Source organism: Tepidimonas sp. (genome assembly GCF_036824975.1).
Classification (GTDB): Bacteria; Pseudomonadota; Gammaproteobacteria; order Burkholderiales; family Burkholderiaceae_C; genus Tepidimonas.
The window spans coordinates 1-14,158 of the sequence record NZ_DAISZC010000035.1; the positions used below are offsets into that span (position 1 = coordinate 1).

The 14,158-nt window shown below is 66.6% G+C and carries 11 protein-coding genes; 6 read left to right on the forward strand and 5 right to left on the reverse strand.

All coding sequences use genetic code 11. The annotated features are described in order from the left end of the window. From V7Z54_RS05690 to V7Z54_RS05710, 5 genes are all read left to right on the forward strand, one after another. On the forward strand, positions 1-1,127 hold a 1,127-nt coding region (locus tag V7Z54_RS05690), incomplete at its 5' end, for a type II secretion system F family protein (protein WP_334135025.1). 220 nt (positions 1,128-1,347) lie between these two features. Continuing rightward, on the forward strand, positions 1,348-1,983 hold the full coding sequence (gene ampD / locus V7Z54_RS05695; protein WP_334135026.1) for a 1,6-anhydro-N-acetylmuramyl-L-alanine amidase AmpD: 636 nt from the start codon (positions 1,348-1,350) through the stop codon (positions 1,981-1,983). Between the two features lie 262 nt (positions 1,984-2,245). Beyond that, positions 2,246-5,107 (forward strand): ribonucleoside-diphosphate reductase subunit alpha, encoded by a 2,862-nt coding sequence (locus V7Z54_RS05700; protein ID WP_334135027.1) that lies wholly within the window; start codon positions 2,246-2,248, stop codon positions 5,105-5,107. Positions 5,108-5,250: 143 nt separating this feature from the next. Beyond that, positions 5,251-6,498 carry a ribonucleotide-diphosphate reductase subunit beta gene (locus tag V7Z54_RS05705; protein WP_334135028.1) on the forward strand — a complete coding sequence of 416 codons (1,248 nt, stop codon included), beginning with the start codon at positions 5,251-5,253 and terminating at the stop codon, positions 6,496-6,498. A 77-nt stretch (positions 6,499-6,575) separates the two neighbouring features. Further along, entirely contained in the window at positions 6,576-7,454 is an 879-nt protein-coding gene (locus V7Z54_RS05710) for a hypothetical protein (protein WP_334135029.1), read from the forward strand. A gap of 55 nt (positions 7,455-7,509) precedes the next feature. On the opposite strand, the gene V7Z54_RS05715 is transcribed toward V7Z54_RS05710, so the two are convergent. The 5 genes from V7Z54_RS05715 to accB form a co-directional block, all read right to left on the reverse strand. Continuing rightward, on the reverse strand, positions 7,510-8,397 hold the full coding sequence (locus V7Z54_RS05715) for a carbohydrate kinase family protein (RefSeq protein WP_334135030.1): 888 nt from the start codon (positions 8,395-8,397) through the stop codon (positions 7,510-7,512). 106 nt (positions 8,398-8,503) lie between these two features. Then, on the reverse strand, positions 8,504-9,448 hold the full coding sequence (locus tag V7Z54_RS05720; protein ID WP_334135031.1) for a zinc-ribbon and DUF3426 domain-containing protein: 945 nt from the start codon (positions 9,446-9,448) through the stop codon (positions 8,504-8,506). A gap of 116 nt (positions 9,449-9,564) precedes the next feature. Beyond that, positions 9,565-10,485, reverse strand: coding sequence for a 50S ribosomal protein L11 methyltransferase (gene prmA, locus V7Z54_RS05725; protein ID WP_334135032.1), 921 nt, complete (start codon positions 10,483-10,485; stop codon positions 9,565-9,567). After that, complete coding sequence (gene accC / locus V7Z54_RS05730; RefSeq protein ID WP_334135033.1) at positions 10,472-11,824, reverse strand: acetyl-CoA carboxylase biotin carboxylase subunit; 1,353 nt, start codon at positions 11,822-11,824, stop codon at positions 10,472-10,474. Before accC ends, prmA begins: the two co-directional genes overlap by 14 nt. Positions 11,825-11,834: 10 nt before the next feature. Beyond that, entirely contained in the window at positions 11,835-12,302 is a 468-nt protein-coding gene (gene accB, locus V7Z54_RS05735; RefSeq protein WP_334135034.1) for an acetyl-CoA carboxylase biotin carboxyl carrier protein, read from the reverse strand. A gap of 114 nt (positions 12,303-12,416) precedes the next feature. Between accB and pilB the strand changes: the two genes are divergently transcribed. Beyond that, positions 12,417-14,144: a type IV-A pilus assembly ATPase PilB gene (pilB, locus tag V7Z54_RS05740; RefSeq protein WP_334135035.1), complete on the forward strand. Its 1,728-nt coding sequence runs from the start codon at positions 12,417-12,419 to the stop codon at positions 14,142-14,144. The last annotated feature ends 14 nt before the right edge of the window (positions 14,145-14,158 follow it).

The following is a 14,158-nucleotide window of genomic DNA, read 5'->3' on the forward strand; positions in this document are numbered from 1 at the left end:
CGCGCCTGCGTGCACGTGGCCTGACACCGCTGCAGGTGCTTGACGGAGCTGACCGGGCCGCGCCGGGCGGTACCGTCTTGACCTCCGGGCGTCCCCTGTCACGTGCGCGCCTGGCCAGTTGGACCCGGCAGCTGGCCTCGCTGGTGGCCGCCGGCCTTCCGCTGGAGCGGGCCCTCGGCAGCCTGGTCGACAACGCCGACAGCGAACGGGAACGGGTGCTCCTTCAGCAGTTGCGCGCCGAGGTCAACGCCGGCAGCCCGCTGGCCACCGCGCTGGCCATCGAACCGGCGGTCTTCGACGACAGCTACCGCGCCGTCGTGGCGGCTGGTGAAACCAGCGGTCGACTGGGAGCCGTGCTGCAGCAGCTGGCCGACGAGCGGGAAGCTGCAGAGGCGCTGCGCCAGCGTATCTTCTCAGCCGCGCTCTACCCGGCCATCGTCACTGTGTTGTCGCTGGCCATCGTGCTGTTTTTGATGACGTACGTCGTACCCCAGGTGGCGCAGGCCTTTGGCGCCGGGCGGCGTGCCCTGCCGCTGCTGACGGTGGTGATGATGCGTGCCAGCGCCCTGCTACGCGACTGGGGATGGTTGCTGGCGCTGGGTGTGGTCGGCTCAGGGGTGGCTGTGGCCTTGCTGCGGCGCATCCCCGCATGGCGCCTGCGCCTGGACCGGCTGTGGCTGCGCGTACCACTGCTGGGCACGCTCAGCCGCCAGTACGACGTTGCGCGCCTGACTGCCACGCTCGCGCTGCTGGTGGGCGCAGGCGTGCCGCTGCTGCGTGCCCTGCACACCGCGGCACTGACGCTGCGCAACCACGCGCTGCGCGAGGATGCGCTCCTTGCGCTGGCGCTGGTGCGTGAGGGAGCGCCCCTGGCAGCCGCCCTGGCCACCCGGCCCGCCTTCGCCGGACCGCTCATCACCTTCGCGCGCCTTGGTGAACAGACCGGACAGCTGGGCGACCTGCTGCAACGCGCCGCGCAGCACATGGCTGCCGATGTGCAGCGCCGCACCCTGCGGCTGGCCACCCTGCTGGAGCCAGCCCTTATCCTGGCGATGGGGGCGCTGGTATTGCTGATCGTGCTGTCGGTGATGCTGCCGATCATCCAACTCAACCAGCTGATACGCTAGGGGTTGCGAACCGACCGCCCCCGCCGGTGTCAGCCGCGTCGCGGTGCCTGACCGCCCGGGCGCAAACGGACGGCAACGCCCTGTGTGAACCCTTAATTGGGACGACCGGAATGCGACGACTTGACGCCCCCGAGACGACACGGCGCCGTCACTGCCGTGTGCGCCATCGTCCTCCCCTTTGACCGCCTGCGACCGCAATCGGCCAGCGAATCTCGAACAGATGCACACGACAGACGCCCCCGACGCCAAGCCGACGCCGAGTTGTGACGTAGACCCCGACGGCTGGCACCTGCTGGCGCGCCGCGTGCCGTCTCCCAACCACGGACCGCGGCCAGCGGGGGCCGTCCCCGAGCTGATCGTCGTGCACGCCATCAGCCTGCCCCCCGGTGTCTATGGGGGGCCGCAGATCGAACAGCTCTTCACCAACACGCTGGACTGGGAGGCCCACCCCTACTTCCAGCAGATCCGGGGGCTGGAGGTCTCCAGCCACTTTCTGATCCGGCGCGACGGCGAGCTGGTGCAGTTCGTGCCGTGCGAGCGGCGCGCTTGGCACGCCGGGCGCTCGTGCTGGCGTGGCCGGCCCAACTGCAACGATTTTTCCATCGGCATCGAGCTGGAGGGGCTGGAGGGCGACCCCTTCGAGCCCGACCAATACACCGTGCTGGCGGCGCTGTGTCAGGCGCTGCGCGCGCGTTACCCGACGCTGGTGGCGGTGGCCGGACATGAACACATCGCACCCGGGCGCAAGCGCGACCCCGGCCCGGGCTTCGACTGGGCACGCTTGCGCGCGCTCACCGGCTGGGCACGGGACTGCTTCGCTGACGTTGACATATCCCCCCGTAACCTCGCCCCCTGACGGAGGCGGTAGCGGGACCGCCGTGAACTGGCCAGCACCCACTGGCCGACGACGCGGGCCGGTTCGCGGGGGCCGGGGGCCCGGTCACCCCCGGACTAACCCGCGGATATCGCCGCGGCGTCACGATGAAAAATTTTTCGATCGCCTCGACTTGTCAAGCCACTCGGGGCCGCTACACTACCGCTAGTGTTTTTCAGGTGCCGCAGACACTATATCTAGTGTCTGCGGTGTGATCAGCGGCCTTCGCTTGATAGCCACAGCCATGCAGACGATTTCCCTGTCCTCCACACCGTCGGCCACTGCCGCCACCGCCCCCGAGACGGTCCGCGTTGCCAGCGGCAGCACGCTGCCCAACTACCAGATCATCCGCCGCAACGGCGCGGTGGTGCCGTTCGAGCCCAACAAGATCGCGGTGGCGATGATGAAGGCCTTTTTGGCCGTACACGGCCCGCAGGGCGCAGCCTCGGCCAGTGTGCGCGAAACGGTCGAGCAGCTGACGCAGACCGTGGTGCGCGCGCTGATGCGCTCGCGACCCGGCGGTGGCACCTTCCACATCGAGGACGTGCAAGACCAAGTCGAACTCGGCTTGATGCGCGGCGGCCACCACGAAGTCGCCCGCGCCTACGTGCTCTACCGCGAGCGCCGTGCGCAGGAGCGGGCAGCCAAGGCGGCGCAGCAGACGCCGGCCGCGCAGCCGGTGCTGCACGTGGTCGATGGTGGTGAGCGCCACCCGCTCGACCTCGAGCGCCTGCGCGCCCTCATCGCCTCGGCGGTCGAAGGGCTAGGACCCGATGTGCAGGCCGAGCCGATCGTGGCCGAGACGCTGCGCAACCTCTACGACGGCGTGCCGATGGAGGAGGTGCACAAGGCGGCGATCCTGGCCGCGCGCACCAAGATCGAGACCGACCCCGACTACACCTACGCCACCGCGCGGCTGCTGCTGCACACCATCTACAAGGAGGTGCTGGGTGAGGAAGTCACGCACGCGCAGATGCGCGAGCGCTACGCCGACTACTTCCCCGCCTTCATCAAGAAGGGCGTGCAAGCCGAGCTGCTCAATCCCGAGCTGCTGACCTTCGACCTGGAGCGCCTGGGCGCGGCACTGAAGCCCGAGCGCGACCTGCAGTTCGACTACCTAGGCCTACAAACCCTCTACGACCGCTACTTCCTACACATCAATAAGCGACGCATCGAACTGCCGCAGGCGTTCTTCATGCGCGTGGCCATGGGGCTGGCGCTCAACGAAATCGACCGCGAAGCGCGCGCCATCGAGTTCTACAACGTGCTGTCCTCGTTCGACTTCATGAGCAGCACGCCCACGCTATTTAACAGCGGCACGCTACGCTCGCAACTGTCCAGCTGCTACCTCACCACTGTACCCGACGACCTGGACGGCATCTACGAAGCCATCAAAGAAAACGCCCTGCTGTCCAAATTCGCCGGTGGGCTGGGTAACGACTGGACGCGCGTGCGCGCACTGGGCAGCCACATCAAAGGCACCAACGGTGAAAGCCAAGGCGTGGTGCCATTCCTCAAGGTCGTCAACGACACGGCAGTGGCCGTCAACCAGGGTGGCAAGCGCAAGGGCGCGGTGTGTTGCTACCTAGAAACCTGGCACCTGGACATCGAGGAATTCCTGGAACTGCGCAAGAACACCGGCGACGACCGCCGCCGCACGCACGACATGAACACCGCCAACTGGATTCCGGACCTGTTCATGAAGCGCGTGATGGAAGACGGCGAGTGGAGTCTGTTTTCACCGTCCAGCGTACCCGACCTGCACGACCGCTACGGGCGCGATTTTGAAACCGCTTACCTGGCCTACGAGGAAAAGGCCGCGCGCGGCGAAATCAAGCCCTACAAGAAGGTGCGGGCGGTGGACCTGTGGCGCAAGATGCTAACCATGCTGTTCGAAACCGGGCACCCGTGGATCACGTTCAAGGACCCCTGCAATATCCGCAGCCCGCAGCAGCACGTCGGCGTGGTGCACTCCTCCAACCTGTGCACCGAAATCACGCTCAACACCAGCGACACCGAAATCGCCGTCTGTAACCTGGGCTCGATCAATCTGGCGCAGCACCTCAAGGACGGCCCCAACGGCAAAGAGCTCGACCACGACAAACTGCAACGCACCATTCGGGTAGCGATGCGCATGCTCGACAACGTGATCGACATCAACTACTACGCGGTCAAGAAAGCGCGCGACTCTAACCTACGCCACCGCCCAGTGGGGCTGGGGATCATGGGCTTTCAAGACGCGCTGTACCAAATGCGCATCCCCTACGCATCGCAGGCGGCGGTGGAGTTTGCCGATCGCTCAATGGAAGCCGTGTGTTACTACGCCTACTGGGCCAGCAGCGACTTAGCCGTGGAACGGGGACGCTACTCGACCTACCGCGGCTCGTTGTGGGAGCGCGGCATTCTGCCCATTGACTCCATCGACCTGCTGGCGCAGGAACGCGGCGGCTACCTTGAAGTCGATCGCTCACGCACCCTCGACTGGGAAGCACTACGCGCCAAAATCGCACGTGACGGCATGCGCAACTCCAACTGCATCGCCATCGCCCCCACCGCCACCATCTCCAACATCGTGGGTGTGGAAGCCTCAATCGAACCGTGTTTTGGCAACCTGTCGGTCAAGTCCAACCTGTCGGGCGAGTTCACCGTCATCAACAGCTATCTCGTCAAAGACCTCAAGCGCCTGGGCCTGTGGGACGAGGTGATGATCATGGACCTGAAGCACTTCGACGGCTCGCTGCTACCAATCGACCGCGTGCCGCAGGAGATCAAAGAGCTATACCGCACCGCGTTCGAAATCGACCCACGCTGGTTAATCGAAGCCGCCGCGCGGCGTCAAAAGTGGATCGACCAAGCGCAAAGTCTCAACATCTACATGGCCGGCGCTTCGGGCAAGAAGCTCGACGAGACCTACAAGCTGGCGTGGACCCGCGGCCTCAAGACCACCTACTACCTGCGCACCATGGGCGCCACCCACGCCGAAAAAGCCACCATACGCAGCAACGCACTCAACGCCGTTGTCCAGACAGTTATCGACACCACCGCACCAGCCACCGACATCAAGTTCTGCGCGCTCGACGACCCGGGCTGCGAGGCTTGTCAGTGACGACGGGCACAGCGGGCGCCGCCGATCTGTGATGCCTGCACGCAACAGATCGCGGGGCACCGGCGTGGCGAACGCCCGCAATCGCCATTTCGTCTTGTCAATGTTTCGACATTTTTCAATAATTTGTTAGATTGGATTGCACCATGCTTACCTGGGAAGACGACAAGCCCACGGTCACTCCGGAATCGGGACCACGTCCTGCCGCCGTGCCGCTGGCGGCTGCCATGCCCGTCGACACGGTGGCCGTCCCAATGTCTGCCGCAGCTGCAGCGGGCGGCTCGCCCACCGTTAGGGTCGGTGTGGCCGTGTCTGCGGCCATCACACCGCTGCCCGGCGGCCCCAGTCAGGCCGTGCGCGCGCAGGCGGCGAGTTTTCGGCGCATCAACGTCGCTGACAAACGCATCATCAACGGCCAAACCGACGTCAACCAACTCGTACCCTTCAAGTACAAATGGGCCTGGGAGAAGTACCTAGCCTCCTGCGCCAACCACTGGATGCCGCAGGAAATCAACATGGCGCGCGACATCGCGCTGTGGAAAGACCCCAAAGGTCTAACCGAGGACGAGCGGCGCATCGTCAAGCGCAACCTGGGCTTTTTCACCACTGCCGACTCGCTGGCCGCCAACAACATCGTACTGGGCACCTACCGCCACATCACGGCACCCGAGTGCCGCCAATTCCTACTGCGTCAGGCGTTCGAAGAGGCCATCCACACCCACGCCTATCAATACATCGTCGAATCGCTGGGGCTGGACGAGGGTGAAATCTTCAATGCCTACCACGAAATCCCGTCGATCCGCGACAAGGACGAGTTCCTAATCCCGTTCATCGACGCAATCATGGACCCGAACTTCCGCACCGGCACGCCCGAGGCGGACCAGACACTGCTCAAAAGCCTAATCGTCTTTGCCTGCCTGATGGAAGGGCTGTTCTTCTACGTAGGCTTCACGCAAATCTTGGCCTTGGGTCGCCAGAACAAGATGACCGGCGCGGCTGAGCAATACCAATACATCCTGCGCGATGAGTCGATGCACTGCAACTTCGGCATCGATATGATCAACCAGATCAAGCTGGAAAACCCGCACCTGTGGACGCGCGAATTCAAGGAAGAAATCACCGCGCTGTTCCTGAAGGCGGTGGACCTCGAATACCGCTACGCCGAAGACACCATGCCGCGCGGCGTGCTCGGGCTCAACGCCCCAATGTTTAAGAGCTACCTACGCTACATTGCCAACCGGCGCGCCACGCAAATCGGACTCGACGCACTCTTCCCAAACGAAAACAACCCCTTCCCGTGGATGAGCGAGATGATCGACTTGAAGAAGGAGCGCAATTTCTTCGAGACGCGCGTCATCGAGTACCAGTCCGGTGGCGCCCTGTCCTGGGATTGATCCCCGCCCACGCCGGGTCTCGTCCACCGCCGCGCGGCACTTGTTTTCCACCACCCACCCGTAGTAGGAGAACCCTGATGGCAACCGGAAAGAAGGCCGCCGCCGCGGCCAGCGAACCCGCCCAGACCCAAGCGAAGACGAAGATGAAGGCAAAGGCCAAGGAAAAGACCGAGGTCAAGACCAAGGACAAAGCCAAGACCAAGACCGGCGCCAAGGCGGCCGCGGCCAGCCCGGCATCGAAGACTGCGGCGTCCCAGCCGAAGGCCGGTAAGGCGGCGGCAAAGAAGACGGCGGCGAAGGCCGCGCCAACGGCGGCCACTGCAGCGGCCGCTGCCCCGAAAGCCGGCAAAAAGGCGCCCAAGGCCAGCACCGCTGCGGCGGCTGCGCTGAAGGGGGCCAAGCGCGCCATCGCCGCCCCCGAGGTAGCCTCTGCCGAGGGCACAGCTGCAAAGCCCACCAAGGCCGCCGCCAGCGCCGACGCGCCGAAGAAGAAGAGCCGTAGCGCGGCGCCAAGCACACGCGCACCCGCCCCTGCACCGGCTCCTGCGCCCGCGGCGGCCAAGGCCACGAAGAGCGGCAGCACCCCGAAGGCCAACGCCGTGCCGACACCGGCCCCTGCAGCAGCCAAGGCGGCGACGAAAAAGACCACCGCTAAGGCCGCCGCCAGCTCGGCGCCAGCGACGGACACGGTCCAGGCGACGAGCAAGGTAGCCACGAAGGCCAGCACCCGCAAGGCGGCCTCCGCGGCGGCACCCTCAGCCGCAAAGAGCGCCAAGACGCCAACCGGTGCCAGCGACACGGACAGCACGAAGAAGGGCACCACCAAGACCACCACCCAAGCGGCCAGCAGCACCGCCAAGCGCGCGAAAGCTGACAAAGCGGCGGCCGCTCCCGCGGCACAGACGAGGCTGACGCCGAAGGCCGCCTGGCCGTTCCCGACCGGCCCGCGTCCCTGACGGCGGCCAGTCCGGGGTCAACCGGCGCGGGCCGACTCCCGCGCCGGCACCGTGGCTAGCGCGCGAAGCGGTAGTTTTGGCCACCCTGGGTGGCGATCTTGGCCGCCCCCATGCGGTTGCCCAGCCGTGCCGCCTCCACCGGCGACCATCCGGCGGCCAACCCGTACAAGAAGGCGGCGCGAAAAGCGTCGCCACAGCCGGTGGGATCGATCACCGCCGTCGCCGCCACCCCGGGCACGCGGGTGGCGAGGCCGTTCTGCCAGACGTCGCAGCCGTGCTCGCCCAGGGTCACCACCAGCGCACGCAGCTGGCGCGACAACTCGGCCAGCGTCCAGCCGGTCCGGTCACACAACAGCCGGGCCTCATAGTCGTTCAGGGCCGCCCAGTCGGCCAGGGTCACCAGCTGCCGCAGCTCCTCGGCCGAGAATAGCGGCAGTCCCTGCCCGGGGTCGAAGACGAACGGCACACCTGCCGCCTGAAGCTGGTGCGCGTGCTCCCACGTCGCTTGCTTGCCATCCGGCGCCAGAATGGCGAGGGACACCCCGGTGGTGTCGCCCACCGGGTTGGTGTGTGCCTGCGCCATCGCGCCCGGGTGGAAGGCCGTGATCTGGTTGTTGTCGCGGTCGGTCATGATCATGGCCTGGGCGGTGTAACTGTCGGCGTCGAGTCGCACCGCCGAGACGTCCACGCCCAGCCCGCGCAGGCGTTCCAGATAGCCGGCCCCGTCGGCACCGAGCGTGGCCACCGGCCGCACCGCCGCCCCCAACAACCGCAGCCCGTAGGCGATGTTGCCGGCGCAGCCCCCGAACTCGCGCCGCAACCCCGGCACCAGAAACGAGACGTTCAGGATGTGCAGCTGATCCGGCAGGATGTGGTCGGCAAAGCGGCCTTCGAAGTCCATGATGGTGTCGAAGGCCAGAGATCCGCAAACGAGTATGGTCATGGGTATCCGCAAGGTGGGCCGCAATGCCAGGGCGGCACTGACAGAAGGCAATTCATTATCGTAGCGTGCGTCCCGGATACCAGCGGCCGTTCCGATTAGGACCGGGTCAGGGGTAGAACAGCACCGCGCGGTAACCGGTCATGCGCGCCGCCTGAGGATGGTCGAAGAGCAGCTCGAACTGCAGCGGCCACTCGCTGCGCGGTGCCAGCGTATCGGTGGGCTGCGGCCATTCGTGTGGTTGCCAGACGCGGCGCACCAGCACGCGCTCCTGGGCATCGATCAATGTCAGCTCCAGCGCCGGGGCCTGCAGGGCCACCTCGGCCTGGTTGCGCAGCACCAGATGGAAGCTGTAGCGGTCCGGGGCGCGGCGCAGCAACACCGATGCCTCGATCAGCACATCCTGCGCGCGCCGCGGCGGGTTGATCTGGCAACCCAGCGTCGAGCACCAAGCCTGCAGGGCGGGCCGTGCCGCCGGATAGCGCACCACCCACTCGTCGCGCCAGATCCACGCCACCTGCGCCAGCAGGCCCGCCGCCAGTGCCAGCACCCCCAGTGCCAGCAGCGCACGCACCAGCGGCCGACGCCAGAATGCCCGCCGCCGTGCCTGCCGCACGAACGACGGTTCGCTCGCCTCGCCGGCACCGCTGGCCACGCCGACGGCTGCCTGCGGTGCCGCTAGCCCATCCCGCGCAGCGTCAGCGTCGATCGAAGGCGCCGACGCAGCCACAGTGGCGGCTTCGCCAACAGACTGCGTTTCGGCGGCCTGTAGCCTCGTCACGTCCCCCATGGAGACGCTGGAGGGCGCTCCTTCCATCGCCGGCACCTGCGCAGCGGTGGTGGCCACGTCGGCGGCGGGCGGCGCAGGGGCTGCAGAGGCGCCGGTCGGCATCGGCCGACCGCCTGCGGGCGGCTGCGCCGGTTGCAGATCGAGCGTGGCGTCGAAAATGTGCTGGCAGCGGCCACAGCGCACCCAGCCGCTGGCGATTTTGAGCTGATCCGCCACGACCCTGAAGGCCGTGCCACAGGAAGGGCAGCGGGTGATGAAGCTCATGCCCCGATTATGGAGGCACCCGGCGACATCCCTGCCGGAGTGGACTTGTCTGGTCACACCAGGCTGGCACGGCAGAGTCTGGACGCCGTTGAAGCGGCCAGACCGGTGCGCGCAGCTCAGCCGCGCCGGGCGGTCATTAGGATCCAGCCGTCTTCGGCATCGTGCACCCGCAGCACCAGCCAGGGGGCATAGGCCTGACGCAATTCATCGGCCTGGCGCTGCAGGATGCCGGCCAGGACCAGATCGCCACCCCGGGCCACGTGCGCACACAACAGCGGCGCCAGCACCTTCAGCGGCGTGGCCAGAATGTTGGCCAGCACGACGTCGTAGCTGCCGTGGGCGGCCTGGGGCAGTCCGGCCTGCAGCGCGACGCCATTGGCCGCTGCATTGACCTGCGTGGACTCGACCGCCGCAGGGTCGATGTCGACCGCGTCCACGCTGGCTGCGCCATGCTTGGCCGCCGCGATGGCCAGAATGCCCGAACCGCAGCCGTAGTCGAGCACGCGTCGGCCCGCCATGTCGTGGGTGGCGATCCAGCGCAGGCACATGCGCGTGGTGGGATGGGTGCCGGTGCCAAACGCCAGGCCCGGGTCGAGCCGGATGACGGTGCGGGCCTGCGCGGGCGGCTCGTGCCAGCTGGGTACGATCCAGAAGTCGGGCGTGATCGGCACCGGCTCGAACTGCGACTGCGTCAGACGCACCCAGTCGGTGTCGGCCACCGGACGCACCTCCATCACCGCACTGCCGACAAAAAAGTCCTGCAGGGTCAGCAGCGCGGCGGCCTCCCGCGCCTGCGCCTCGGTGTCGAACAGCGCCACTATGCGCGAACGCTGCCAGCCGGGTGCCGGCGGGGGCAGTCCCGGCTCCCCGAACAGCGCCTGCTCGGCGTCGGTGTCGGCATCGGCGTCTTCCACCGTGACGCTGAGCGCCTCCAGCGCCTGCAGGGCGTCTGTCACCTCGTCCACGTGCGCTTCGGGCACGCGCAGCACCAGCTCGAACCAACGCGCCGACGCCGGCGCCGCTTCACCCCCGCTCACGTTGCGCCAGCCAGCTCTCGAGGTAGTGGATGTTGGTGCCGCCCGCCTCGAAATTGGCATCCACCATCAGCTCGCGATGCAGCGGCACATTGGTCTGGATACCCTCGATCACCACCTCGGCCAACGCTCCGCGCATGCGCGCCAGCGCCTGCTCACGGGTGTCGCCGTGCACGATGATCTTGCCAATCATCGAATCGTAGTTGGGCGGCACCGCATAGCCGGCGTAGATGTGCGAGTCCACCCGCACGCCGGGCCCGCCGGGCGCGTGCCAGGCGGTGATACGACCAGGCGACGGCGTGAACTTGTACGGGTCCTCGGCGTTGAGGCGGCATTCGATGGCGTGGCCACGCAGTTGGATCTGGCGCTGGGTGAACGGCAGCTTCTCGCCAGCGGCAATGAGGATCTGCTGGCGCACGATGTCGATGCCGGTGATCATCTCGGTCACCGGGTGCTCGACCTGCACGCGCGTGTTCATCTCGATGAAGTAGAACTCGCCGTTTTCGTACAGGAACTCGAACGTGCCGGCTCCGCGGTAGCCGATCTTTTTGCACGCGGCCGCACAGCGCTCGCCGATGCGCTCGATCAAGCGGCGCGGGATGCCGGGTGCCGGTGCCTCCTCGATGACTTTTTGGTGGCGGCGCTGCATCGAGCAGTCACGTTCGAACAGATAGACCGCGTTGCGATGCTGGTCGGCCAGCACCTGGATTTCGATGTGCCGAGGGTTCTGGAGAAATTTCTCCATATACACCTCGGGGTTGTTGAAGGCGGCCGCCGCTTCGCTCTTGGTAGTCTGCACCGCGTGCAGCAGGGCCGCTTCGGTGTGCACCACGCGCATGCCGCGCCCGCCGCCACCACCGGCGGCCTTGATGATCACGGGGTAGCCGATGGCGCGCGCGATGCGCTTGATCTCGGCGGGATCCTCGGGCAGTGCACCGTCCGACCCGGGCACGGTGGGCACGCCTGCCGCTTTCATGGCCTGCTTGGCCGAGACCTTGTCACCCATGAGGCGGATCGACTCGGGCGTGGGGCCGATGAAGACGAAGCCGCTTTTCTCGACGCGCTCGGCAAAGTCGGCGTTCTCGGACAGGAAGCCGTAGCCGGGGTGGATCGCCTCGGCATCGGTGACCTCGGCAGCCGAGATGATGGCCGGCATGTTCAGGTAGCTCTGTGCCGACGGCGCCGGGCCGATGCACACCGCCTCGTCGGCCAGCTTGACGTACTTGGCCTCGCGGTCAGCCTCGGAGTAGACGACCACAGCCTTGATGCCGAGCTCGCGGCAGGCGCGCTGCACGCGCAGCGCAATTTCGCCTCGATTAGCGATCAGGATCTTCTTGAACATGGAGCCGCCCTCACGCGAGGACGAAGAGGGGCTGCCCGTACTCGACGGCCTGGCCGTTCTCGACCAAAATTTCCTTGATGACACCTGCGCGATCTGCCTCGATTTCGTTGAGAATCTTCATCGCTTCGATGATGCACACCGGGTCGCCTTCCTTGACCGCCTGGCCCACCTCGACGAAGGGTTGGGCGCCGGGGCTGGGAGCTCGGTAGAAGGTACCAACCATGGGCGATTTGATCACGTGTCCCTGCAACTCCACCGGCACCGCTGCGGCGCTGGCCGGGGCGGGCGCCGGCGCCGGTACGGTCACCGCGATCGGCGCGGTCGCCACCGCCGGGGCCACGTTGCTCAGGGCCACTGGCGCAGCCACCGGGGCGGCCTTGACGATGCGGACTTTGCCCTCCGCCTCGGTGATTTCGAGCTCGGAGACGTTCGACTCCGACACCAGGTCGATGAGGGTCTTGAGCTTGCGCAGATCCATGCTGACTCCGTACGATGCGCCACAACGGCGGCTATCGTGCCGCGAACGGCACGGAAAGAGCGCGAACTATACACGAGGGGGCCGCCTGCCGGCTACCGCCACCGCAGCCGCACGATGACCGACGACGACGCTCTGGCCACCATGGCGCTGCCGGGGCTGGCACGCGCCCTCATCGGCGCGGGCGCGCTAACGCTGGAGCAGGCCGAGGTCCTGTATGCACGCGCTCAGAGCCGCAAGACCGGCTTCATCACCGAGCTGATCGACAGCGCCGCCGTGTCGCCGCGCGATCTCGCGCACACCATGTCGACCGCCTTCGCGGCGCCGCTGATCGATCTGTCGGCGGTCGATCCGCAGCGCTTGCCGCAAGGGCTGCTCGACCCCAAAACGTGCCAGCAGTACCGCATCGTGCCGCTGGGCCGGCGTGGCAACCGGCTGTCGGTGGCCACCGCCGACCCCTCCGACCTGCAGGCCGCCGAGAAGGTGAAGTTCGAGACCCAGCTGGCGGTGGACTGGATCATCGCCGAAGTCGACAAACTGAGCAAACTGGTCGAGTCCTACACCGCCAGCGCCGCGCAGGCGATCGACCGCATTGTGGGCCAGAGCTTCGATTTCGAGGCCGAGGGGATCGAGATGACCACGGCCGAGCCCACCGACAAGGTGGCGGCCGAGGTCGAGGACGCCCCGATCGTGCGCTTCCTGCACAAGATGCTGCTCGATGCCTACTCGATGCGTGCCTCAGACCTGCACTTCGAACCCTACGAGCACTTCTACCGCGTGCGCTTCCGCATCGACGGCGAGCTGCGCGAAATCGCCACGCCACCGATCGCGGTCAAGGACAAACTGGCTTCGCGCATCAAGGTCATCTCCAAGCTCGACATCTCGGAGAAGCGGGTGCCGCAGGACGGACGCATGAAGCTCAAGGTCGGCCCCGACAAGGTGATCGACTTTCGCGTCAGCACCCTGCCGACGCTGTTTGGCGAGAAGGTGGTGATCCGCATTCTCGATCCGAGCAGCGCGCAGATGGGCATCGATGCACTCGGCTACGAGCCGGACGAGAAGGCCCAGTTACTGGAGGCGATCAGTCGCCCGTACGGTATGGTGCTCGTCACCGGCCCCACGGGGTCGGGCAAGACGGTGTCGCTGTACACCTGCCTCAACATCCTCAATCAGCCCGGCGTCAACATCTCCACCGCCGAGGATCCGGCCGAAATCAACCTGCCCGGCGTCAACCAGGTCAACGTCAACGAGAAAGCCGGCCTGACCTTTGCAGCCGCGCTGCGCGCGTTCCTGCGCCAGGACCCCGACATCATCATGGTCGGCGAGATCCGCGATCTGGAGACGGCCGACATCGCGATCAAGGCAGCGCAGACCGGGCACCTGGTGCTGTCGACGCTGCACACCAACGACGCCCCCTCGACCCTGACCCGCCTGGTCAACATGGGGGTGGCGCCGTTCAACATCGCCTCCAGCATCAACCTCATCACCGCCCAGCGGCTGGTACGGCGGCTATGCCCGAAGTGCAAGGAACCGCACCACGACCTGCCGCGCCAGGTGCTGCTCGACGCTGGTTTTGCCCCCGACGATCTGGAGGGCGACTGGCAACCCTACCGACCGGTAGGCTGCTCGGCTTGCCACGATGGCTACAAGGGGCGCGTCGGCATCTACCAGGTGATGCCGATCTCGGAAGCGATGCGGCAGCTCATCCTGCGCGGCGCCAGCGCCCTGGAACTGGCCGCGCAGGCCCGCGCCGAAGGCGTGCGTACGCTGCGCGAAAGCGGTCTGCGCAAGGTTAAGATGGGCATCACGTCACTGGAGGAGGTGCTGGCGGTGACCAACGACTGAACGGATCATCCCCA